23 protein-coding genes are annotated in these 20,386 nt (G+C 64.6%); 10 read left to right on the plus strand and 13 right to left on the minus strand.

Annotated elements, in window-relative coordinates; all coding sequences use genetic code 11:
• The first annotated feature begins 289 nt into the window (after positions 1 to 289).
• The gene (gene dnaQ / locus D3242_RS31625) at positions 290 to 1,012 is read left to right on the plus strand and encodes a DNA polymerase III subunit epsilon (protein ID WP_064982232.1); all 723 of its coding nucleotides are present in this window, start codon (positions 290 to 292) and stop codon (positions 1,010 to 1,012) included.
• A 9-nt stretch (positions 1,013 to 1,021) separates the two neighbouring features.
• Here dnaQ and D3242_RS31630 read toward each other — a convergent pair whose 3' ends face one another.
• From D3242_RS31630 to D3242_RS31640, 3 genes are read right to left on the minus strand one after another with little or no spacing between them, the layout of a single operon-like run.
• Complete coding sequence (locus D3242_RS31630; RefSeq protein WP_064982234.1) at positions 1,022 to 1,975, minus strand: alpha/beta hydrolase; 954 nt, start codon at positions 1,973 to 1,975, stop codon at positions 1,022 to 1,024.
• Positions 1,972 to 2,652 carry an isochorismatase family protein gene (locus D3242_RS31635; protein ID WP_064982236.1) on the minus strand — a complete coding sequence of 227 codons (681 nt, stop codon included), beginning with the start codon at positions 2,650 to 2,652 and terminating at the stop codon, positions 1,972 to 1,974. Before D3242_RS31635 ends, D3242_RS31630 begins: the two co-directional genes overlap by 4 nt.
• On the minus strand, positions 2,649 to 3,944 hold the full coding sequence (locus tag D3242_RS31640) for a M24 family metallopeptidase (protein WP_064982237.1): 1,296 nt from the start codon (positions 3,942 to 3,944) through the stop codon (positions 2,649 to 2,651). Before D3242_RS31640 ends, D3242_RS31635 begins: the two co-directional genes overlap by 4 nt.
• 327 nt (positions 3,945 to 4,271) lie before the next feature.
• On the opposite strand from D3242_RS31640, the gene D3242_RS31645 reads away from it, so the two are divergent.
• Positions 4,272 to 4,580 (plus strand): hypothetical protein, encoded by a 309-nt coding sequence (locus D3242_RS31645; protein WP_027047565.1) that lies wholly within the window; start codon positions 4,272 to 4,274, stop codon positions 4,578 to 4,580.
• A 51-nt stretch (positions 4,581 to 4,631) separates the two neighbouring features.
• Here the strand turns inward: D3242_RS31645 and D3242_RS31650 are convergent, their stop codons facing one another.
• The 4 genes from D3242_RS31650 to D3242_RS31665 form a co-directional block, all read right to left on the minus strand.
• Complete coding sequence (locus D3242_RS31650) at positions 4,632 to 5,600, minus strand: GlxA family transcriptional regulator (RefSeq protein WP_064982239.1); 969 nt, start codon at positions 5,598 to 5,600, stop codon at positions 4,632 to 4,634.
• A 46-nt stretch (positions 5,601 to 5,646) separates the two neighbouring features.
• Complete coding sequence (locus D3242_RS31655) at positions 5,647 to 6,831, minus strand: trans-sulfuration enzyme family protein (RefSeq protein ID WP_064982241.1); 1,185 nt, start codon at positions 6,829 to 6,831, stop codon at positions 5,647 to 5,649.
• Entirely contained in the window at positions 6,828 to 8,261 is a 1,434-nt protein-coding gene (locus D3242_RS31660; RefSeq protein ID WP_019862192.1) for a pyridoxal-phosphate dependent enzyme, read from the minus strand. The genes D3242_RS31655 and D3242_RS31660 overlap by 4 nt, the downstream gene beginning before the upstream one ends.
• A gap of 168 nt (positions 8,262 to 8,429) precedes the next feature.
• On the minus strand, positions 8,430 to 8,828 hold the full coding sequence (locus D3242_RS31665; protein ID WP_064982242.1) for a RidA family protein: 399 nt from the start codon (positions 8,826 to 8,828) through the stop codon (positions 8,430 to 8,432).
• Between the two features lie 169 nt (positions 8,829 to 8,997).
• Between D3242_RS31665 and D3242_RS31670 the strand changes: the two genes are divergently transcribed.
• The gene (locus tag D3242_RS31670) at positions 8,998 to 9,330 is read left to right on the plus strand and encodes a hypothetical protein (protein WP_064982244.1); all 333 of its coding nucleotides are present in this window, start codon (positions 8,998 to 9,000) and stop codon (positions 9,328 to 9,330) included.
• A complete protein-coding gene (locus D3242_RS31675) occupies positions 9,327 to 9,974 on the plus strand; it encodes a cysteine hydrolase family protein (protein WP_081295969.1) in 648 nt (215 codons plus the stop codon). Before D3242_RS31670 ends, D3242_RS31675 begins: the two co-directional genes overlap by 4 nt.
• Positions 9,975 to 9,987: 13 nt before the next feature.
• Here the strand turns inward: D3242_RS31675 and D3242_RS31680 are convergent, their stop codons facing one another.
• Positions 9,988 to 10,341, minus strand: coding sequence for a winged helix-turn-helix transcriptional regulator (locus D3242_RS31680; RefSeq protein ID WP_064982314.1), 354 nt, complete (start codon positions 10,339 to 10,341; stop codon positions 9,988 to 9,990).
• A gap of 111 nt (positions 10,342 to 10,452) precedes the next feature.
• Between D3242_RS31680 and D3242_RS31685 the strand changes: the two genes are divergently transcribed.
• Positions 10,453 to 11,223 carry a type 1 glutamine amidotransferase domain-containing protein gene (locus D3242_RS31685; protein WP_064982246.1) on the plus strand — a complete coding sequence of 257 codons (771 nt, stop codon included), beginning with the start codon at positions 10,453 to 10,455 and terminating at the stop codon, positions 11,221 to 11,223.
• Positions 11,224 to 11,237: 14 nt separating this feature from the next.
• On the opposite strand, the gene D3242_RS31690 is transcribed toward D3242_RS31685, so the two are convergent.
• The 3 genes from D3242_RS31690 to D3242_RS33760 all read right to left on the minus strand — a co-directional run bounded on the left by D3242_RS31690 (position 11,238) and on the right by D3242_RS33760 (position 13,402).
• Entirely contained in the window at positions 11,238 to 12,581 is a 1,344-nt protein-coding gene (locus D3242_RS31690; RefSeq protein ID WP_064982247.1) for an FAD/NAD(P)-binding protein, read from the minus strand.
• A gap of 25 nt (positions 12,582 to 12,606) precedes the next feature.
• The gene (locus D3242_RS31695) at positions 12,607 to 13,077 is read right to left on the minus strand and encodes an RrF2 family transcriptional regulator (protein WP_064982249.1); all 471 of its coding nucleotides are present in this window, start codon (positions 13,075 to 13,077) and stop codon (positions 12,607 to 12,609) included.
• 169 nt (positions 13,078 to 13,246) lie between these two features.
• Positions 13,247 to 13,402, minus strand: a complete 156-nt coding sequence (locus D3242_RS33760) for a hypothetical protein (protein WP_155772688.1) — start codon at positions 13,400 to 13,402, stop codon at positions 13,247 to 13,249.
• Between the two features lie 603 nt (positions 13,403 to 14,005).
• Here D3242_RS33760 and tauA point away from each other — a divergent pair.
• The 4 genes from tauA (at position 14,006) to D3242_RS31715 (ending at position 16,981) form a co-directional block, all read left to right on the plus strand.
• A complete protein-coding gene (gene tauA, locus D3242_RS31700) occupies positions 14,006 to 15,019 on the plus strand; it encodes a taurine ABC transporter substrate-binding protein (RefSeq protein WP_064982250.1) in 1,014 nt (337 codons plus the stop codon).
• A 122-nt stretch (positions 15,020 to 15,141) separates the two neighbouring features.
• Complete coding sequence (locus D3242_RS31705) at positions 15,142 to 15,915, plus strand: taurine ABC transporter ATP-binding protein (protein ID WP_064982252.1); 774 nt, start codon at positions 15,142 to 15,144, stop codon at positions 15,913 to 15,915.
• On the plus strand, positions 15,912 to 16,772 hold the full coding sequence (locus D3242_RS31710) for an ABC transporter permease subunit (protein ID WP_064982254.1): 861 nt from the start codon (positions 15,912 to 15,914) through the stop codon (positions 16,770 to 16,772). Before D3242_RS31705 ends, D3242_RS31710 begins: the two co-directional genes overlap by 4 nt.
• A 26-nt stretch (positions 16,773 to 16,798) precedes the next feature.
• Positions 16,799 to 16,981, plus strand: a complete 183-nt coding sequence (locus tag D3242_RS31715) for a hypothetical protein (RefSeq protein WP_064982315.1) — start codon at positions 16,799 to 16,801, stop codon at positions 16,979 to 16,981.
• Positions 16,982 to 17,100: 119 nt separating this feature from the next.
• On the opposite strand, the gene D3242_RS31720 is transcribed toward D3242_RS31715, so the two are convergent.
• Both D3242_RS31720 and D3242_RS31725 read right to left on the minus strand, forming a co-directional pair.
• A complete protein-coding gene (locus D3242_RS31720) occupies positions 17,101 to 17,862 on the minus strand; it encodes an ABC transporter permease (protein ID WP_019862205.1) in 762 nt (253 codons plus the stop codon).
• Positions 17,859 to 18,785 carry an ABC transporter ATP-binding protein gene (locus D3242_RS31725; RefSeq protein WP_064982255.1) on the minus strand — a complete coding sequence of 309 codons (927 nt, stop codon included), beginning with the start codon at positions 18,783 to 18,785 and terminating at the stop codon, positions 17,859 to 17,861. Before D3242_RS31725 ends, D3242_RS31720 begins: the two co-directional genes overlap by 4 nt.
• Before the next feature lie 239 nt (positions 18,786 to 19,024).
• Here D3242_RS31725 and D3242_RS31730 point away from each other — a divergent pair, with 239 nt between their 5' ends.
• Positions 19,025 to 20,386: a cytochrome ubiquinol oxidase subunit I gene (locus tag D3242_RS31730; RefSeq protein ID WP_064982257.1), complete on the plus strand. Its 1,362-nt coding sequence runs from the start codon at positions 19,025 to 19,027 to the stop codon at positions 20,384 to 20,386.

Genomic DNA, 20,386 nt, shown 5'->3' on the forward strand with positions numbered 1-20,386 from the left:
GCTCATCCACGGTTGTAGCCGCAGGGGTGTCGGGCGACTTCGCCAAGCCTCGAATCGGATGGCCGTCCGGTTCGAGGCTCAGTCGCTTCCATCGCACAAAGTCTCCTCCGTGCAGATACAAGGGGTGTTCCAGGGAACGCCAACGTCTCACTCCGCTGGAACACCCCTCATCCGTCTCGGCGCTACGCGCCGATCCACCTTCTCCCACAAGGGGAGAAGAGAAAACAGGCATTGCCATTGCCATTTTGTTCCGCTGTATGATTCTGCTTGCTTAGAACGGACTGATTCGATGCGCGAGATCATCTTCGATACGGAAACCACCGGCCTTGATTCGCGCGACGACCGCGTGATCGAGCTGGGCGGCGTCGAACTGGTCAACCGTTTCCCGACCGGCAGGACGTTCCACTACTATATCAACCCGCAGGGCCGGGCGATCCATGAGGAGGCGCAGGCCGTGCACGGCATCAGCGCGGCGGATCTCGCGGGCAAGCCGACCTTTGCCGACATCGCCGAGGAATGGCTGACCTTCACCGACGGCGCCAAGCTGGTCGCGCACAACGCCACGTTCGACATCGGCTTCCTCAATGTCGAATTCGGCCGGCTCGGCCATCCCGTCGTCGACCCAGGCCGTGTCGTCGACACGCTGGCGCTGGCGCGCCGCAAGCACCCGATGGGCCCCAATTCGCTCGATGCGCTCTGCCGGCGCTACGGCATTGACAACACGAAGCGCACCAAGCACGGCGCGCTGCTCGATTCCGAATTGCTGGCCGAGGTCTATATCGAACTGATCGGCGGCAAGCAGGCGGCGCTCATCCTCGACAGCGCCACCGCGCCGGCGCAGGGCGAGAATGTCCGCCACATCGAGATCATCGTCGCCGAGCGCCCGAGGCCGCTGCCGGCGCGCCTGACGGAAGCCGAGCGCGCGGCGCATGCCGCCATGGTCGCGACACTCGGCGAAAAGGCGCTCTGGCTGAAAGCCAATTCCTCCGAAAAGAGCGTTGCGGCGTTGTAGGACAAACACTCAATACGGCCACTCGCCCCGCCCCAGTGATGCAATCGCCGCGATGATGCGCGCGAACGCCTCCGCCGCGGCCGGCACCGTGGTGCGGGCGCGCAGGAAACTGTGAACCAGGCGCTTCTCCTCATGCCACCATGCCTTGCCGCCGGCCGCAACGATGCGGTCGCGGTAGGTTTCGCCATCGGACGATAGCGGGTCGCACTCGGCCGTGATGATCACCGTTGGCGGCAGGCCCGAAAAATCGTTGTCGCGCAGCGGTGACAAGGTCGGGTCGTCGGACGATTGCCGCTTGGCCGAGCGGACGTTGCGATAGAAGGCGATGTCGCCGACGGACAGCAGTGGCGCCTCGGCATGCTCGACATAGGAGCCTGAACTTTCGTCGCCGCCAAGGCCGGGATAGATCAGCAACTGGCCGATCGCGGCACGCCGGCGCGTCGCTTGCGCCACGGCCGCTGCGAGATTGCCGCCGGCGCTCTCGCCGCACAGCACCAGCGGCAGGCCTGACGTCTCCGCCGCCCATGCGAAGGCGGCCATCGCATCGTCGAAGGCGGCGGGGTGGACATGCTCGGGCGCCAGCCGGTAGTCGACCGACACCACGTCGAAGCCGGTGCCGGCGCAGATCTCGGCACAGATGTCGTCATGGCTGTCGAGCCCGCCGAGGATGAAGCCGCCGCCATGGAAATAGAGCACCATGGCCCGCGCTGCCTTGCCGGCGGGCTGGTAGTGGCGGATCGGGATGCCGTGGCCCGAAGCGGCGACCAGGCCATCGCTGGCCTTGACCCCCGGCGGACGGCCCTGATGGAAAGCCCGGCACATCCTGTCATAGACCGCGCGCTGCTTGTCGATCGGCAGGCCGATCACCTCGGGCGGGTACCAGGCGTTGACGCTGTCGATATAGGCCCACAGCGCCGGGTCGAGCCGTGTTTCATATTTGCCGCGGTGTCGGTCTGCCGTCATAGATCGGCGTAGAGCGCCGCCGCATTGTCGAAGGTGAAGCGCAGCGGCACCGACCCCTCGACCTGCCAGGCGGTGACGGTCTCGCCGGCCAGCAGCCGGCAGGCGCCGTCCGTGTCGGTGACCGCGCCGCCATAGAGCCGGTTGGCGAGGTTGAGGATGCCGGTCTGGTGCATGGCCGCGCTGCCGCTGCCGCAGGCATCCTTGACCAGCAGCACGCGAAATCCCTTCGCCACGGCGTCCTTTACGGTGGCGTCGATACAGGCTTCGGTCCAGACGCCGGCGACCACAAGCCATTCGATGCCGGAGGCCTTGAGCCGATCGGCCGCCGGACCGCTGCGCAACGCGCTGGCCTCGGCCTTGATCAGCAGCACCTCGTCCCTGGCCGGCGCTACCTCACGGCAGATCTCGGTCAGCGGATCGCTCTTGTCTGAGAAGGCCGACTTGCCGTCGGCACCGAGCGGATGAAAGGGCCGGTCCTGCTTGTCGAGATCGACGATATAGGCCCAGTGCTGGAGCGGCACGTGATTGGCGCGCGCCGCTTCTTGCAGCCGCTGGACATTGGCGAGGATGCCGGCAAAGCCCTCGACGAGGTAGCGCTTGTCCTGCCGGTGCTCTTCCTGCAGGTCTATGAACACGGCGGCCACCGTGCCGCGCTTGATGGAGATGGGAGCCTTCACGCCAAAAACTCGTCCTCATAGGGAAAGCGCGACAGAAGCTCCGTGCCCGTCTCGGTGATCAGGATCTCGTCCTCCAGCTTGACGCCCTCGCGGCCGCCCTTTTCGCCAATATAGCTTTCCACGCTCACCACCATGCCTGGCACGATATGGCCGTCGCGGCCATAGGTCTCGTAATCCATGGCATGCGCGATGAATGGCGTCTCGCCATGCATGCCGACGCCATGCATGACAGAAGTATAGCGCTGGTCGACGAAGCGGTCGGGGATCTTCCAGGCCTTCTCGGCGATTTCGCGAAACGCCATGCCGGGCTTGACGATCGAGATGTTGTGCTGAACCTGGTCGTGCGCCATGCGGTAGAGCGACTTCTGGTAATCGGTCGGCTTGCCCGGTCCGCAGCGGAAGGTGCGTGAGAAATCCGAATAATAGCCGTAGCAGCCGATCGTGTCGGTATCGAGCGCGAGCAGCTCGCCCGGCCGGATCTTGCGGCCGCTCGCCTCGTTGAACCAGGGATTGGTGCGCTGGCCTGAGGTCAACAGCCGCGTCTCGATGAACTCGCCGCCCTGGCGGATGACCTCGCCATACATGATGGCGAACAAATCGTTTTCGGAAACGCCGGGCTTGATCGCCTCACGCACTGCATAGACGGCGGCCTCGGCGCCGGCCATCGACACTTGCAGGCATTTGACCTCCTCCGGGGTCTTCACCGCGCGCACTGCCAGGATCTCGCCCTGGCAATCCTTGACCTCGCAGCCGCGCTTTTCCAGGGCGAGCGCCTGCAGATGACTGCAGCGGTCGAGCCCGAGCTTCATCGAGCCCCCGCCATGCTTCTTCAGGAGTTCGGCGATCTCGCCGGCGAAGGGGCCGGCGGTTTCGTCGTCGCGGCCCGAAACCGACGACCACACCAGCTTGGACGGACGCGCCTCGTCGATCGTGTCGAGCACCATCGAGACATGGTAGCTCTGCGGGGACTCGAACAGCACGATCGGCCCTTCGGTCGGGATAAAGAAGTAACGGGTCGAATTGCGCAGGAAGTAGCCGAACATGTTGCGCGAGCCGGTGGCGTAGCGCTGGTTGTACGGGTCGAACAGCACCACCCCGCCATAGCCGGCGTCGCGCATCCAGCCCCTCAATTTGGCCAGCCGGCCCTTGCGCAAGGCATCGGCGTCGATGAAGGATGGCTCGGTGTCAGACAGCCACATGCCGCCGGCCGGATCAGCCGCCGCCGGGTGGCGCATGCGGTCCTTGAAGTCGACGTCCTCGGTGCTGTCGGGGTCGAATACGACGATGCTCATGGGGTTCGGCCTTGGGTCGGTTGCGAGCCCAGACCATGGCGCAGGAGTGGCGGAGGCATTGTGCGGAAAACCGTATATGTTGTGCGGGATGCCGCTACACCCTAGACCCAGTGCCCATCAACCGAGCGATCGACTTCGATCTTTTGCTGACGGCCATCACCGAGTGATAGAAATGCTCTAGAGGCCGCAGTGGCTCCCCCAAGGGCTAGCGACTGAACTACTGCCAATCGCCCATTGCGGGCCATGCGTCATTCGCGGATATTGTTTGCATGTGAATTGGCCGGACGGAGCTATGAAGCCGCGATTGGCACCGATGGGAAGAGTGCTGTGCAAACCTTCAGCGAAAGAATGATCGGCAAATCGATCCGCTCCGTTGAGAGGAGCGAGCCGGGGTTCGGGATCAGCGTTCTTTTCTCCGACGGCACTGGGCTTACCGTCTATACAGAAGTGTCGCTGCACATGCGTGACAATGCAGGCGGTTCGTATATCGAACGCGTTACATCCACCGATGAAAGGATTACGCTCCACTTGGGTGGGGATGACTTCGTCGCGATTTCGATCGACCGCCAAAAACACGACGCCGTCGAGTTGTTCGTCTACCAAGACACAGACGGTACCTTTATCGTCGAGAACTAAGCGCATCCCTCTCCGCCCCGTTGGCTACAAGCAGAGGGTTGAGTTCTGACTCTAGTGCCGTCGCGCCAGCTTCGGCGGATGGCCATGCTCCTCGCGAAAAGCCCGGGCAAAGCTCGACATCGAGGCAAAGCCGCAGGCGAGCGCCACGTCGCGCACGGCCAGCGTCGAATGCGCCAAGAGGTCGGCGGCGCGCTTGAGCCTGAGCCGCCGGTAGTAGCCGTTGGGCGAGATGGCGAGCTCGGAGCGAAAGCTGCGTTCGAGCTTGTCGGAGGAGACGCCGAGCCGCGCGGTCAGCTCCGCCATGCCGAGCCGCTCCTCGACCGCGTCCTCCATGATGGCGATGGCCGACAGCACCAGCTCGTTCTGCACGCCGGTGCGCAGCCTCAGCGGCATCAGCTTGCGGTCGACGCTGGAGCGCAGCTGGCTGTGCACAAACCATTCGGCGACGCCGGCGGCAAGCTCGGCGCCATAGTCGCGGGTGATGATCTCCAGCATCATGTCGAGACTACCGACGCCGCCGGCCGAGGTGAAGCGCTTGCGGTCGATGACATAGAGATCGCGGCGCAGCTCGATGTTGGGGAACGCCTCGGTGAAGGCGGCCTGGCTGGTCCAGTGCAAGGTGCAGGCATGGCCGTCGAGCAGGCCGGTGCGCGCCAGGAAGAACGCCGCATCCGCCACCGCGCCGATATGCGCGGCATTGCGCAGGCTGCGGCGGATCCAGCTTGCCGCGTCCTCGGCGACGAGATGATCGGCATCGCCTCCCGAGCAGACGACGATGCGGTCGACCTTCGGCGCATCCTCGGCATAGAATCCTGGCTGGATGACGACGCCATTCGAGGCCTCGACTGACCCCTTGGTGCCGCCGACGATGATCCAGCGATAGCATTGCCGCTTCGCCAGAACATTGGCGGCGCGCAGCGGCTCGATGACGGAACTGAACGCCATCATCGGAAAGCCGGGAAACACCAGCACCGCGAAGGTCAGGGGTTCGGTGGGTTTTTCGGGTTCGCGCGTGGCCATGGCCGCTACATCTCGGGCGAATGGCGCTTGGCGTCAACCGCTGGCGCTATCCCCCCAGCGCCTGCTCCAGATCGGCGATCAGGTCATCGCCATCCTCGATCCCCGCCGACAGCCTCACCAGCGAATCCGAAATGCCGATCTCGTCGCGCTTCTCGGCGGGAATGGACCCATGCGTCATCAGCGCCGGATGCTCGATCAGGCTCTCCACGCCGCCGAGGCTTTCGGCCAGCGTGAACAACTGCGTGCGTTCGAGGAAGCGTTTGGTTCCGGCGAGATCGCGGTCGAGCACAGCTGATATCATGCCGCCGAAAGCATGCATCTGCTGGACGGCGATGGAATGCTGCGGGTGGCTGGCGAGGCCTGGATAGATCACGCGGCGCACATCTTTTCGCGCTTCCAGCCACTGCGCGATCTTTAGCCCGTTGTCGGAATGGCGCTCCATCCGGAGCGCCAGCGTCTTCAGGCCGCGCAGCGCGAGGAAACTGTCGAACGGGCCCGATATGGCGCCGATGGCGTTCTGCAGGAATTTCAGCTGGGCCGCCAATTCCTTGTTGTCGCCGACGACAGCGACGCCGCCGACCATGTCGGAATGGCCGTTGAGATACTTTGTCGTTGAGTGCACGACGATATCGATGCCCAGTTCCAGCGGCCGCTGGATATAGGGGCTGCAGAACGTGTTGTCGGCGACGGTGAGGACCCCTTTGCGCTTGGCCAGCGCGGCGACACCTTCGAGATCGACGATGCGCAGCAGCGGGTTGGTCGGCGTCTCGACCCACAGCAGCTTCGTTTCGGGGCGGATCGCCGCCTCGACCGCGCCAAGGTCGGTGAAGTCGACGAAAGAGACCTGCAGACCCGCCGAGCGCTTGCGCACCCGCTCCATAAGTCGGAAGGACCCGCCATAGATGTCGTCGGTGGCGACGATATGGGCGCCGCTGTCGAGCAGCTCCAGCACCGTCGAGATCGCTGCCAGGCCGGAGGCGAAAGCGAAGGCGGCCGTTCCGCTTTCGAGATCGGCCACCGCGCGCTCGAAGGCAAAGCGCGTCGGGTTCTGGCTGCGGGCGTACTCGAACCCCTTGTGCACGCCAGGCGACTGCTGGCCGTAGGTCGAGGTGGCATAGATCGGCACCATCACCGCGCCGGTCAGCGGATCATGGCTCTGGCCGCCATGGATGGTGCGCGTCGAGAAGGCCAGGCGGTTCTTGCCCGATGGAGGTGGTGTGTGGCTGGTCATCGTGCGCGCCTCAAATGGTTGATCAGGTCGATGCGGGTGATCAGGCCGACGAACTCGTCGCCGTCGAAGATGATGGCGACCTCGTTGCGGTCGAACACCGGCAGCAGCGCATCCAGCGTCTGGCTGGCCTGCAGCGTGTGCAAATTGGAGGTCATCGCCGTGCGCACCGGCCCGTTGAAGCGCTCCCAGCGGCCGTCATAGGGGCCGTCGACTTTCGCCAGAATATCGCTCTCGTCGACGATGCCGATCAGCTTGCCATCTTCCAGAACCGGCAGCTGCGAGACATCGGAGCGGCGCATGCGGCCATAGGCGTTGAGCAGGCTTTCGTCCGGGCCGACATAGACCGTGTCGCCGGTGCGGTGCGAGCGCATCACGAGGTCGCGCAGATCGCCATGCTGCTCATGCTCAGCCAGGCCCTGTTCGGCCAGCCAGAAATCGTCGAAGACCTTCGATAGGTATTTGTTGCCGCTGTCGCAGACGAAGGTGACGACGCGTTTCGGCACCGTCTGCTCGCGGCAATAGCGCAAGGCGGCCGACAACAGCGTGCCCGAGGACGATCCGGCCAAAATGCCTTCGCGCGACAAGAGATCGCGCACCGCCAGCATGCTTTGCTTGTCTGATATCGAATAGGCCTTCTTCACCAGCGACAGGTCGGCATTGGGCGGCACGAAATCCTCGCCTATGCCCTCCACCGTCCAGCTGCCGGCCTCTTCCATCTTGCCGGTCTTGATCAAGGGCGCCAGCACCGAGCCGACCGGATCGGCCAGCACCATTTCGGTCTTCGGCGACACCTTGGCAAAGTAGCGGCCTAGCCCGGTCAGCGTACCGCCCGAGCCGACGCCGACGACCACCGCGTCGACATCACTGTTAAGCTGCGAGAAGATCTCCGGGCCGGTGGTCGTCTCATGCGCCAGCGGGTTGGCCGGATTGGCGAACTGGTTGGCATAGAAGGCGCCGGGCACCTCCGCCGCGATCTTCTCGGCCATGTCCTGATAATATTCCGGGTGACCCTTGCCGACATCCGAGCGCGTCATGCGCACCTCGGCGCCCAGCGCGCGCAGATGCTGGATCTTTTCACGCGACATCTTGTCGGGCACGACCAGCACGATGCGGTAGCCCTTGGGGATGCCGACCTGGGCAAGGCCGAGGCCGGTATTGCCGGCGGTCGCCTCGACGATGGTACCGCCCCGCTTGAGCCTGCCCTCTCTCTCGGCCGCCGCGATCATCGACAGCGCGATGCGGTCCTTGATCGAGCCGCCGGGATTCTGGCTTTCGAGTTTGATGAACAGCCGGCATTTGCCGGTGTCGAACTTGGTCAGCTCGACCACCGGCGTCTGGCCGATCAGATCGAGAACCGACTTGTAAGGCGGCCGCAGGCGCGAGGATTGGCCATCCGGGCTGCCTGGCGCAGCTTTTCCGTGCTCGCTCATATCGAAGCTCCCTGATCAAGCAACCGGCTCGGGGGCAGAGCGGCAGCGTAGCCTCTTTTCCAGCCGTTTGTCGCGGGAAAGAAGATAGAACGTGCCAATCAGCCGGCCAGACGAGGAATGAAATTCCAAGCGGCAGCTGCTCATCCCCATGGCACCAAAGCAGGGCTTCTACACGATCGCCGCCTGCCCCTCGATCTCGATCAGGAAATCCGGATTGGCGAGGCCGAGCACGCGTATGCCTGTCACCACCGGCGGCGGCCCGCCATCGCCCCAAAATGCCATCCAGGCGCCGAAGGCCGGCCTGATGTCGGCGTCGCCGACAATGTAGATCGACAGGCGGACGAGGTCTTCCGGCCTGGCGCCGCCGGCATCGAGCACCATCGCCAGATTGGCCAGCGCCTGCGCGGTCTGCGCCGCGATGTCGCCCTTGCCGACGATCTGGCCATTGGCGTCGATGCCGTTCTGGCCGCCGATCAGTACGATGCGGGCCGAGGCCGGCAGCGCCACGCCCTGCGAATAGGCCGGGTTGCTGTGCATGCCCTTCGGGTTCAGCCGCTCGATGGCCATTGTTGTCTCCTCTCCGCTGGATGCCACGCGCCACGAAAGGGCAACCGGCCGGCTCGTTCAACGAACCATCTCGTTCGTTGAAGCCGCCATTTTCGACATGCTAGCCGAACGGGATGCCGGCCGAAACAAGCAGGCCGCGCGATCCTGACATGCCAAGAGGAGACAGCCGATGAAGATCATCGCCTATGACAACTTCAAGCCCGGCGTCACACTCGATGATTTGAAACCCTATCTGCGCGACGAGGTGTCGAATGTCTGGCGGCTGTGGAAGGCCGGCATCGTGCGCGAAAACTATGCCCGCGCCGATATCGGCGGCGTCATCATCGTCTTCGAGCTCGACAGCGTCGATGAAGCCAGGCGCTATACGGACGACTTCCCGCTGTCGAAGGCCGGGCTGCTCGAGTGGCATTTTCTCGCCTTCGATCCGGCACCGCTGCCGCTCGAATATCTGTTCGACCCCGGCGTCGACATCGCCCAACCCTGGGACCGGACCGCGGCATGATCCGGTCGAGCGAAGGCATAGAGGTTCCAACCAACCTGGCCGAATGGTGTGATCCCAGCCGCGTGGCGCTGGTGGTCTACGACATGCAGGTCGGCATCTGCCGCCAGGTCGCCGGCGCGGCCGATATCGTCGAGCGCACCGGCATCGTGCTTGAAGCCGCCCGCTCGGCCGGCATGCGGGTGGCGTTCACGCGCCATCTCTCCTTGCCGCGCAAATGGATGGGCGCCACCCAATTGCGCACCGCCATGGCCTGGCAGCGGCGCGACAGTCCCGACGCGGTAGAGCCGTGGTTCCTGCGCGACGCCGAAGCGACGAGAATTGTCCCCGAACTGGCGCCTCGCGCCGACGAAGCCGTGTTGGACAAGCTGACCATGTCGGCCTTCGATTCCACCGCCCTGGGCTTCGCCTTGCGCGATTGCGGCGTGCGCGCCGTCGCCCTTGCCGGCATCGCCATGGAGATCGGCATAGAGCCGAGCGTGCGCCAGGCGACCGACAATGGTTTTACGGCTGTGGTGATCGAAGACGCCTGCGGCTTCGGCAACCAGGAAGCGCGCGACCGCTCGATGGCGACGCTGCGTTTCCTCGGCGAGGCCGTCATCACCGATGTCGCCGGCTTTTGCGGCGCGCTTGCCGATGCGGCGTGAGGGACAAAAGTTGCTAGGCCGCCGCCTCGATATCACTGCGGAAGCGCACACCCTCGGCGCGGCCATGCACGCTGCCCCAGTCGTAGAGCGCCTGGAGCGCTGCGGCCAGATCTTGGCCGCGCTCGGTCAAGGCGTAGCGCGCCTTGCCGTCGGGCGACGTCTCGAGCACCACGAAGCCGATCTCGACGAGATCGGCCAGGCGCTGCGTCAGCATCTTGTCGGACAGCGACGGGATCAGCCGGCGCAGTTCGGAATAGCGCAGCGGCCCTTGCTTGATGCGCGCGATGATCACCGTTTTCCATTTGCCGCCGAGCGCGTCGAGCGCGAACTCGACCGGGCAGCCATAGAGTCTACCGCGTTGTGTCATGGCACCATCGTAGGCAAGGCGCCGCCGCGACGGAAGCGGATTTTGCCCGGCCATGTGGCCAGATTGCCGGGCCCGGCTTTGTCGGCGACAGTTTCATGAGGGAGAGCGAAGATGAGCGTCAAGGATGCCAATCCGGTCAATGCACGCAAGCCGAAACGTGTGGCCATCGTCATCGCCAATCCGGCGGTATCGACCACGACGGGATGGCCGGTCGGCTTCTGGTGGAGCGAGCTGACGCATCCCTGGTTCGCCTTCACCGAGCGCGGCTATGCGGTGGAAATCTTCTCGCCCGAGGGCGGCAGATGCGAGGCCGACGCGCTGAGCGATCCGCGTGATCCCTCGGGGTATTCCGAAACCGATCTCATCTCGCTCGGCTTCCTGTCGAGCCCGAAACTCGCGGCCCTGGTCGATACCACGCGGCCAGCGGCGGAGATCGATGTCGGCAGCTTTGACGCGATTGTGGTTGCCGGCGGCCAGGCGCCGATGTTCTCTTACGAGAGCGCGACCGACCTGCAACGGACCTTCGTCGCCTTCCATGAGGCCGGCAAGGTGGCCGCCGCACTCTGCCACGGCACCGCCATCCTGCGTTACGCCAGGCGCGCCGATGGGGCGCTGCTCGCCGCCGGCAAGACCGTGACCGGTTTCGCCAATGCCGAGGAGGATTTCGCCGACAAGGCGACGTGGGAGATGGGCGCGCTCGAGCGCGGCAAGCATCTGATGCCCTGGCGCATCGAGGACGAGTTGAGGGCGATCGGCGCCAACTATGTCCAGGCCGGGCTGTGGCGCGGCTTCGCCGTGCGCGACGGTAATCTGATCACCGGCCAGCAGAATTTCTCCGGCGCCGAGACCGCGCGCCTGGTGTGCGAGGCGCTAGGCGGCTGAGCGCCAGCCGGCATTTATCCCAGCAACTGCTTGCTCAGCCGCGCGCACTGGACGCGGATGTCGGGAATGGCGTCGATCTCGAAGAAGGTGCCGCGCGTCAGCGGGCCGACGGCGAGGATCTTGCGCGAGACCGTGCCGTCGCTGGCGATGATCTCGCAATTGGCCGAGACGTCGAGGCCGATGCGCATCGGATCCGGCCGCGCGAGCCCGCGGTCGACCAGGGAGCGCACCACGCTGTTCGACGAGGTCGAAATGTCCCGCACGATGCCCGAGCAATCATAGATACGGGCGACGTCTAAAGTCTCGACAAGCTGGCTGTGGCGCGACTGGATGTCGACGCTGAAAGCCTCGCTTGGCACGATGCCGACGACGCGCCCGGCGACAAGCCGGATGCGGCCGGCCTGCACGGCTTGTGTCACCTTGGCGTAGACTTCCGGCGCCATGCGATGGCGGTGGATGTCCCACCAGGCCTTGGTGTGCTCGACGAAGCGGCGCTTGGCGGAAGCCGGCCAGTTCTGCCAGATCTTCTGGTTGAACGGCCTGAGACCATCGACCACGTCGCGCCAGTCGATGCCGGCCTTCTGGTTCTCGCGGATCAGGTCGCGGAACCAGCCGACGAAATAGGAAAGCTGGGTGCCGAGCGGAATGTCGGCGACGTCGAGCTTGATCGGATTGCCCTTGCGGTGCGGCGACGGCAGCAGGCCGCGCCGCGACACCGCGACGATCTCGCCCGTGTGGCCGCGCTGTTCCAGCGCCAGGAACGCATCGACCATGCTGAGGCCGGTGCCCAGCACCATGACGCGGCTTTCCGGGTCGAGCGCGGTGTCGGCCTCCGAGCCCATGCGGATCGCATGGCCTTGCGCCGGCTGTTCGTCATGGCCGGTGGCGAGTATGGCCAGATGGGCGACGACGCTGGTGCCGTTGGCAAGCGCCACCTCGACGCCCGACGCGGTCGGCGTGATCGACAGGCTCTCTTCGTGGATCAGGCGCAGCCGTCCGGTCGGCTGCTCGCGCGCTTCGAGCTCGTCGAGCAGCTCGCCGAGATAGCGGGCATAAATACTGCGCGGCGCGTAGAAGGGTGTCTGCGGCGTCTGCTCCGGGTCGACCAGGCCCCGCCCCTGCAGCCAGCGCCAGAAATTGCCGGGATCGTCGGCATAGGCGCTCATGCCGGCGGCGCTGACATTCAAGACATGGGCCGACAGCAGCGTCGAATAGGCGATGCCTTGGCCGAAATGCGGGCGCTTTTCGATCAGTGTGACGCGCAGATCCGGATTGGGTGATTTCAGGAGATGCGCGGCCATCACGACGCCCGAGGCGCCGCCGCCGACGATGATGATCGAGTTCGCGCGGCCACTCATGCGCGCCTCCGCAGGACGGGAGGCGTCAGGCCTGGACCTTCACTGGTAGCTCGTCGATAGCCCTCGCGACCGTAAGGTCGTCGAGGACGATGTCGCGCATTTCGGCGAGGCTGCGCTGGTCGAGCACCTCGGCAATCGCCTGCCGGACCTCGAGCATCAGATGTCGGACTTGGCATGTCGCCTCGTTGCAGTCTTCACAGCGCTGATATTGTGTGCGGCTGGCGCAGGGAATTGGCGCCAGCGGCCCGTCGAGGACGCGCACCACATGGCCGACCTTGATCTCGTCGGCCGGCCGCGCCAGGCGGTAGCCGCCATCCTTGCCCTTGCGGCTCTGGACGAAACCGGCATTGCGCAGCTCGCCCAGTATGGCGTCGAGAAATTTCTTCGGAATGTTGTTGCCGGTCGCGATGTCGTTGACGAAAGCCAGCTGCCCGGCCGGCATGTGCGCGAGGTGGACCAGCGCCTTGAGGCCGTACTTGCCTTTTTTGGTGAGCATTGACCGAACGTTTCTCTGTCCTGCGATGGCACGAAGCCATCCGTTGCGAAACGCCTGGCGAGCCTCCCCGCCGCGCCCAAGCATCCATGACACATAAATTCTAGTGACATGATGTACAAGCCGAGAAACGTTGAATTTTCTTCGTTTTCAAGCCGCAATAGCCATTTTGTCAGGCCTTTGTGCCAATAAGAGCACAGAAATGCATCTCGATGGCGAAGAGGCGGCAAATGGTTTCCCGCAGGTCCGCCGTGTCGCGCGCCGACTGATGTGGTGCCTTCAGCCGACGCATGCCGTGAACGATCATGGTGGTGGGGTGCCCGCTCATCGTCGCCTCCAATCCCTCATGTCGATAAGGATACTATACTTACCCTCGAACACGCGGAATGGCATGTCAATTCCGTGGCTGTTTAAGGCATGGATTTTTCGTGGCAATCGCAAAAGCGAAAATTGTCATTTCGTGGGTGATGGGTGCCGACGGTTGTCGACCTGCCCCGAGCCTTCCCGACTTCGTCATCCACGGGCGGAGCAGGAGCGAAGCTCCGTCGCGGAGACCCCCGGAGCTGCTCCGCAGCCCAATGGATCCATGCCGCGACCTTGGTCTAAGGGTGCAGCGGACCAGAACCTGAACCGCAGCAGCGCTCCGGAGTCCCGGCATGGATCTAGGGTCTGCGCCGCGTCGCTTCGCTCCTTGCTTCGCCCGGGATGACGAAGTCTGGCGTTCGTGGGGCGTCATTCCCCTTCATATGGAGGTTTACCATCGTGGCGGTGACCGCCGCTGCAGCCGCCCTTTCCGCCTTGGCGCCATCTCGTCGGCAGATTTTTTCCAACAAACCCGCCTTCGTTGGAAGGATTTAACTCTACAAGGCCGATAGAATTAGCGGACTATCATAGGGCAATCCGGTTTTCTCTGTTTTCATGGAGCCCTTTGATGTCCACCATTTCGCGACGCATTCTCCTTCTGTCGTCGGCTGCCCTCGCCGGCGCCGCCTTTCTCAGCCCGGCTTTGGCCGATGACCTGAAGATCACCATCGGTTACCAGACGGTGGTCGAACCCTCCAAGGTGCCGCAGGCCGATGGCGCCTATGAAAAGGCTACCAAGGCCGCGATCGACTGGCGCAAATTCGATTCCGGCGCCGATGTCATCGCCGCGGTCGCTTCCGGCTCGGTCGATATCGGCTATGTCGGTTCGAGCCCGCTGGCGGCCGCGGCCAGCCGCGAATTGCCGATCCAGACCATCTTCGTCGTCGGCCTGATCGGACCGTCCGAGGCGCTGGTCGCGCGCAACGGCGCCGGCATCGAGAAGGTCGCCGACCTCGCCGGCAAGAAGGTCGCCGTGCCCTTCGTCTCGACCACGCATTACAGCCTGCTTGCCGCGCTCAAGCACGAGAATGTCGATCCGAAGTCGGTCCAGATCCTCAATCTGCGGCCGCCGGAAATCGCCGCCGCCTTCGCCCGCGGCGACATCGATGCGGCCTATGTCTGGGATCCGGCGCTCGGCCAGATCAAGACGACGGGCAAGGTGGTGGTGGATTCCTCGCAGGTCGCCGCCTGGGGAGCGCCGACCTTCGACGCCTGGATCGTGCGCACCGATTTTGCGCAGAAGAACCCGGAAGCCGTGCGCGACTTCGTCAAGGTGACGGGTGCGGCCTATGCCGAGTACCTCGCCAAGCCCGACGCCTGGTCGGTGTCCTCGCCGCAGGCCGGCAAGATCGCCAAGCTCACCGGCGCCAAGCTGGAAGAGGTGCCGGAACTGTTGAAGGGCTATGTCTTCCCGACCTTGGAAGAGCAGGCCTCCGACAAATTCCTCGGCGGCGGCACGGTCAAGGCGGTCGCGGCGGCCTCCGCCTTCCTCAAGGAGCAGGGTAAGGTCGATGCCGTGCTGCCGGACTATTCGAAATATGTGACATCGAAATACGTCACCGAGGCGCTGGCCTCGAACTGAGCGCCTGGCGCCACCTGAACGCGCGCGGATCTCCTTCCCTGACGCCGCGTGCCTGCCCCGGAATCGCTGACGAGGCGCGTTTTCGGGGCAGGCGAGTTTCAATGAACGTCCTGAGAGGCTCCATGCCGCATCTCGTGCTCGACAAGATCTCGATCCACTATGACGGCCAGCCGGCACCTGCCGTCGAGCGTGTGTCGATCGATGTGGCCGGGGATGATTTCGTCGTCCTTGTCGGCCGTTCCGGCTGCGGCAAGACCTCGCTGCTCAATGTCGCCGCCGGCCTGGTCACGCCGGCGCGCGGCAATGCCACGACCGACGGCCGGCCGATCACGGCGCCAGGGTCGGATCGCACCGTGGTGTTCCAGAACGATGCCTTGTTTCCCTGGCTGACCGCGCGCGAAAATGTTGCCTTCGCGCTGCGTCTGCGCGGTGTCCGGCCGGCCGAGCGTGCGCGGCGCGCCGACGAGCTTCTGGCGCTGGTCAAGCTCGGTGACGCCGGCGACAAGCGCATCTGGGAGCTGTCCGGCGGCATGCGCCAGCGTGTCGGCCTTGCCCGCGCGCTCGCCGCCGAACCGCAATTCCTGCTGCTCGACGAGCCGCTCGGCGCGCTCGATGCGCTGACGCGCGAGCGCATGCAGACGACGCTGCTCGATCTCTGGACGGCCAGCCATGCCGGCGTGCTGATGGTCACGCACGGCATCGAGGAGGCGCTGGTGCTCGCCACCCGCATCGTCGTGCTGGCGCCAGGCCCTGGCCGCGTCGTGCGCAGCTTCGAGCCAGGCTTCTCCAGGCGCTACGCCGCGGGCGAGGGCATCCGCGCGATCAAGGCCGACCCGGCCTTCGCCGCGGCGCGCGGCGAACTGACCGATGCCATCTTCGAGGGAGAAGCGGCATGACCATCTCCTCCTACACCGAGCGCGCCGGCCACAGGACCGAAGAGGCCGACGGCCTATCGGTGCCGTGGTCGCGGCCCAGCCCGAAACGCAAAGGGGTTTCGGCCCGCATGATCAGCGCGGTCACCATACTGCTGGTGCTGGGGGCGTGGGGGCTGTCGGCCCGCCTGCAGCTGGTGTCGCCGGTGTTCCTGCCCTCGCCGGTCGCGGTGTGGAACAAATTCATCGTCGTGGCGCGCGACAGCTTCGTCGACGCGACGCTGCTGCAGCACACTGTCGCCAGCCTCGGCCGGGTGTTCGCCGCATTGGTCGCCGCCATCCTCGTCGGCGTGCCGGTCGGTCTTGCCATCGGCATCAGCACGGTCGGGCGCGGCATTTTCGATCCGCTGCTGGAATTCCTGCGGCCGATCCCGCCGCTGGCCTATCTGCCGCTGGTCATCATCTGGTTCGGCATCGGCGAGCCATCGAAGATCCTGGTGATCGCCATCGCCATGCTGGCGCCGGTGGCGCTGTCGACCGCATCGGGTGTTCGCGGCGTCTCGCAGGAGCGCATCGACGCGGCGCGCTCGCTCGGCGCGACCAGGCGCCAGGTGGTCCGCCACGTCATCCTGCCGAGCGCCCTGCCCTCGATCCTGACCGGGCTGCGCATCGCGCTCGGCGCCGGCTGGTCGACACTGGTGGCGGCCGAGCTGGTGGCGGCGACGCGCGGGCTTGGCTTCATGATCCAGTCGGCGGCGCAGTTCCTGGTCACCGACGTGGTGATCATGGGCATTCTGGTGATCGCGGCCATCGCCTTCGTGCTCGAATTCACCATCCGCCGGATCGAGCGCGCGCTCGTCCCGTGGGCGGGACGGGAATGATCAACCGCAAGCGCAGGAGAGTGACGATGACCCATTCCACCGCCGTGCTGTTCGCCCATTTCGGCGCCTGGCTGCTCGGCCTTGCCTCCGACGACAAGGCGGCGAGCCAGGAGCGCTCGCCGGCGTCGGTCCAATTCCCGACCGGCCGCGACCGCCTGCCGCCGCGCGACGAAAGTTTTTACTGGGCCTGGCAGTATTGGTCGCAGTGAGAGCTCCAGGGAGCTTCGCTCCCTGTATCGCTCCAACTCTTTGTTTTGAAGCAATTCCGGACGGAAAACCGCTCACACTTTTCCTGGAATTGCCCCAGGACGACGACTTTAGCACTGCGTCAGTTCCGCAGCCTGTAGCCGGTCTTGAAGATCCAGGCGACGATGGCGATGCAGACGGCCAGGAAGACCAGCGTCATGCCGAGGCTGACGCCGACCGAGACGTCGGCCTTGCCGTAAAAGCTCCAGCGGAAACCGCTGATCAGGTACACGACCGGGTTGAACAGCGTGATCGTCTTCCATATGCCGGGCAGCATGTGGATCGAATAGAAGCTGCCGCCGAGGAAGGTGAGCGGCGTGACGATCAGCAGCGGCACAAGCTGCAGCTGCTCGAAACTTTTCGCCCAGATGCCGATGATGAAGCCGAACAGGCTGAAGGTCACCGCCGTCAGCACCAGGAAGGCGATCATCCAGAAGGGATGTTCGATCTGCAGCGGCACGAACAGCGAGGCGGTGGCCAGGATGATCAGGCCGAGGATGATCGACTTGGTCGCCGCGCCGCCGACATAGGCGATGACGATCTCCAGATAGGAGACCGGCGCCGACAGAAGCTCGTAGATCGAGCCGACGAATTTCGGGAAATAGATGGCGAAGGAGGCGTTGGAGATCGACTGCGTCAAGAGCGACAGCATGATCAGCCCGGGCACGATGAAGGCGCCGTAGCTGATGCCGTCGATCTCGGTGATGCGCGAGCCGATGGCCGAGCCGAAGACGACGAAGTAGAGCGATGTCGAGATGACCGGCGAGATGATGCTCTGCAGCACGGTGCGGAAGGCACGCGCCATCTCGACCCGGTAGATCGCCCAGACTGCGCGCAGGTTCATGGCTCTCTCCTCACCAGATTGACGAAGATCTCCTCGAGCGAGCTGTTTTGCGTGTCGATGTCGCGGAACTGGATGCCTGATGCCTCGAGGTCGCGGATCAGCGAGGCGACGCCCGGCCGCTCGGCTTGGTTGTCATAGGTGTAGGTCAATTGCCCGCCATCCGGCGACAGCTCCAGCGCATAGCGCGAGAAGGTTTCCGGGATCGCCGTCAGCGGATTGCGCAGCTCCAGCACCAGCCGCTTGCGGCCGAGCTTGTGCATCAGTTCGGCCTTGTTCTCGACCAGGATGATTTCGCCGCGGTTGATGACGCCGACGCGGTCGGCCATCGCTTCGGCTTCCTCGATATAGTGGGTGGTGAGGATGATGGTGACGCCATCCTCGCGCAGCCGGCGCACCATCTCCCACATGTCCTGGCGCAGCTCGACATCGACGCCGGCGGTCGGCTCGTCGAGGAACAGGATGCGCGGCTCATGCGACAGCGCCTTGGCGATCATCAGCCTGCGCTTCATGCCGCCCGACAGCGTGATCGCCTTGGCGTCCTTCTTGTCCCAGAGCGACAGGTCGCGCAGCACCTTCTCGACGAAGCCTGGATTGGCCGGCTTGCCGAACAGGCCGCGGCTGTAGTTGACCGTCGCCCAGACGCTCTCGAAAGCGTCGATGGTCAGTTCCTGCGGCACCAGGCCGATCAGGCTGCGCGCGGCGCGGTAATCCTTGCTGATGTCGTGACCGTCCACCGTAACAGTGCCGGTTGAGCGGTTGACGATGCCGCAGACGATCGAGATCAGGGTCGTCTTGCCGGCGCCGTTTGGCCCGAGCAAAGCGAAGATCTCGCCGCGCTGGATGTCGAGATTGACTTCCTTGAGCGCGGTGAAACCGGTGGCATAGGTCTTGGAGACCCCGGAAATGGACAGAATGGAGGGCATGGGCTGAAAACGGCTGCCTGAAAGAGGTCCCCTGATATAGGCCGAATGTCGTCGCGTGCAACCGCAAGTCAATGGCGCTGCTGACAGTTCTGGACAGCCAGTGCCGGGAGCGGCTGGAGATGTACCGCATGAACCGGTAAAATTGTCCTGTGGCGTTCGGCCTCGCGGCAGGACGCCGCTTTGACCAACTCGCATTACGGGCATACGCTGCCGCCAGCAAATAGCAGCCGGAGCCCGCCATGGACCCGCTCATACTGTCGCGCATCCAGTTCGGCGCGAATATTTCGTTTCATATTCTGTTTCCGACAATCACCATTGCACTTGGCTGGGTGCTGCTGTTCTTCAAGCTGCGCTACAACGCGACCAACGATTCCGCCTGGATGCGCGCCTATTTCACCTGGGTGAAGGTGTTCGCGCTGTCCTTCGCCATGGGCGTGGTGTCCGGCGTCACCATGAGCTTCCAGTTCGGCACCAACTGGCCGGGCTATATGGAGCATGTCGGCAACATCGCCGGACCGCTGCTGGCCTTTGAGATCCTCACCGCCTTCTTCCTAGAGGCGGCCTTCCTCGGCATCATGCTGTTCGGTTTCCGCCGCGTCTCCAACCGCGTCCACACGCTGGCCACGGTGCTGGTCGCCGGCGGCACCACCCTGTCGGCCTTCTGGATCATCGCGCTGAATTCCTGGATGCAGACGCCGGCCGGCTTCGAGATGATTGACGGCAAGGCGCATGCCGTCGACTGGTGGGCCATCGTCTTCAACCCGTCCATGCCCTACCGCCTCGTTCACATGCTGCTGGCATCGGGTCTGACGGTTTCGTTCCTGGTATCGGGCCTGTCGGCGCTGCGTTATCTCAATGGCGACCGCTCGGAATCGATGTGGAAGGCGTTGCGCACCGGCGTCTTCACCGCCGCGATCCTGATCCCGATCCAGATCTTTGCCGGCGACCAGCATGGGCTGAACACGCTGGAGCACCAGCCGCAGAAGATCGCCGCCATGGAGGCCAACTGGAACACCGGCCCCAACGTGCCGCTGGTGCTGTTCGCGCTGCCCGACGAGGCGGCGAAGGAAAACCGGTTCGAGATCGCCATTCCCGACGGCGCCAGCCTGGTGCTGCGGCACTCGACCGACGGCGTGGTGCCGGGGCTGAACGATTATCCCGGCAATCATCCGCCGGTCTTCCCGGTGTTCTGGGGGTTTCGCATCATGGTCGGCACCGGCCTTCTGATGCTCGCCGTCTCCTGGTCGGCCGCCTTCTTCCTCAAGCGCCGGCATAGCCTGCCCAAGCCGCTCGCCATGCTGATGGTGCCGATGGCGCTGTCGGGCTGGCTGGCGACGCTGGCCGGCTGGTACACGACCGAGATCGGCCGCCAGCCCTGGCTGGTCACCGGCGTGCTCAAGACCGCCGATGCCGTCGGCCCGGTGGCGGGCAGCCATGTCGCGCTGACGCTCGCCGTCTATCTCATCCTCTACGTGCTGCTGCTGCTCGCCTATCTCGGCGTGCTGGTGCATCTGGCGCTGAAGGCGGCGAAGGATGGCGATTCATCACCACTGCCGGGCGTCATGAAAGCAGCCATGTCGCAGCCGGCGGCTGGGGAGTAA

Source organism: Mesorhizobium jarvisii (assembly GCF_003601985.1).
GTDB lineage: Bacteria > Pseudomonadota > Alphaproteobacteria > Rhizobiales > Rhizobiaceae > Mesorhizobium > Mesorhizobium jarvisii.

What these genes read in the sequence shown, in the direction of transcription:
- D3242_RS31720 (WP_019862205.1), bottom strand. Translation starts at nt 17,862, where the DNA reads ATGAACCTGCGCGCAGTCTGGGCGATCTACCGGGTCGAGATGGCGCGT.
- D3242_RS31715 (WP_064982315.1), top strand. Translation starts at nt 16,799, where the DNA reads ATGACCCATTCCACCGCCGTGCTGTTCGCCCATTTCGGCGCCTGGCTG.
- D3242_RS31680 (WP_064982314.1), bottom strand. Translation starts at nt 10,341, where the DNA reads ATGACACAACGCGGTAGACTCTATGGCTGCCCGGTCGAGTTCGCGCTC.
- D3242_RS31655 (WP_064982241.1), bottom strand. Translation starts at nt 6,831, where the DNA reads ATGACCAGCCACACACCACCTCCATCGGGCAAGAACCGCCTGGCCTTC.
- D3242_RS31630 (WP_064982234.1), bottom strand. Translation starts at nt 1,975, where the DNA reads ATGACGGCAGACCGACACCGCGGCAAATATGAAACACGGCTCGACCCG.
- D3242_RS31660 (WP_019862192.1), bottom strand. Translation starts at nt 8,261, where the DNA reads ATGAGCGAGCACGGAAAAGCTGCGCCAGGCAGCCCGGATGGCCAATCC.
- D3242_RS31710 (WP_064982254.1), top strand. Translation starts at nt 15,912, where the DNA reads ATGACCATCTCCTCCTACACCGAGCGCGCCGGCCACAGGACCGAAGAG.
- D3242_RS31675 (WP_081295969.1), top strand. Translation starts at nt 9,327, where the DNA reads ATGATCCGGTCGAGCGAAGGCATAGAGGTTCCAACCAACCTGGCCGAA.
- D3242_RS31640 (WP_064982237.1), bottom strand. Translation starts at nt 3,944, where the DNA reads ATGAGCATCGTCGTATTCGACCCCGACAGCACCGAGGACGTCGACTTC.
- D3242_RS31685 (WP_064982246.1), top strand. Translation starts at nt 10,453, where the DNA reads ATGAGCGTCAAGGATGCCAATCCGGTCAATGCACGCAAGCCGAAACGT.
- dnaQ (WP_064982232.1), top strand. Translation starts at nt 290, where the DNA reads ATGCGCGAGATCATCTTCGATACGGAAACCACCGGCCTTGATTCGCGC.
- D3242_RS31705 (WP_064982252.1), top strand. Translation starts at nt 15,142, where the DNA reads ATGCCGCATCTCGTGCTCGACAAGATCTCGATCCACTATGACGGCCAG.
- D3242_RS31695 (WP_064982249.1), bottom strand. Translation starts at nt 13,077, where the DNA reads ATGCTCACCAAAAAAGGCAAGTACGGCCTCAAGGCGCTGGTCCACCTC.
- D3242_RS31670 (WP_064982244.1), top strand. Translation starts at nt 8,998, where the DNA reads ATGAAGATCATCGCCTATGACAACTTCAAGCCCGGCGTCACACTCGAT.
- D3242_RS31690 (WP_064982247.1), bottom strand. Translation starts at nt 12,581, where the DNA reads ATGAGTGGCCGCGCGAACTCGATCATCATCGTCGGCGGCGGCGCCTCG.
- D3242_RS31730 (WP_064982257.1), top strand. Translation starts at nt 19,025, where the DNA reads ATGGACCCGCTCATACTGTCGCGCATCCAGTTCGGCGCGAATATTTCG.
- D3242_RS31650 (WP_064982239.1), bottom strand. Translation starts at nt 5,600, where the DNA reads ATGGCCACGCGCGAACCCGAAAAACCCACCGAACCCCTGACCTTCGCG.
- D3242_RS31725 (WP_064982255.1), bottom strand. Translation starts at nt 18,785, where the DNA reads ATGCCCTCCATTCTGTCCATTTCCGGGGTCTCCAAGACCTATGCCACC.
- tauA (WP_064982250.1), top strand. Translation starts at nt 14,006, where the DNA reads ATGTCCACCATTTCGCGACGCATTCTCCTTCTGTCGTCGGCTGCCCTC.
- D3242_RS33760 (WP_155772688.1), bottom strand. Translation starts at nt 13,402, where the DNA reads ATGAGCGGGCACCCCACCACCATGATCGTTCACGGCATGCGTCGGCTG.
- D3242_RS31665 (WP_064982242.1), bottom strand. Translation starts at nt 8,828, where the DNA reads ATGGCCATCGAGCGGCTGAACCCGAAGGGCATGCACAGCAACCCGGCC.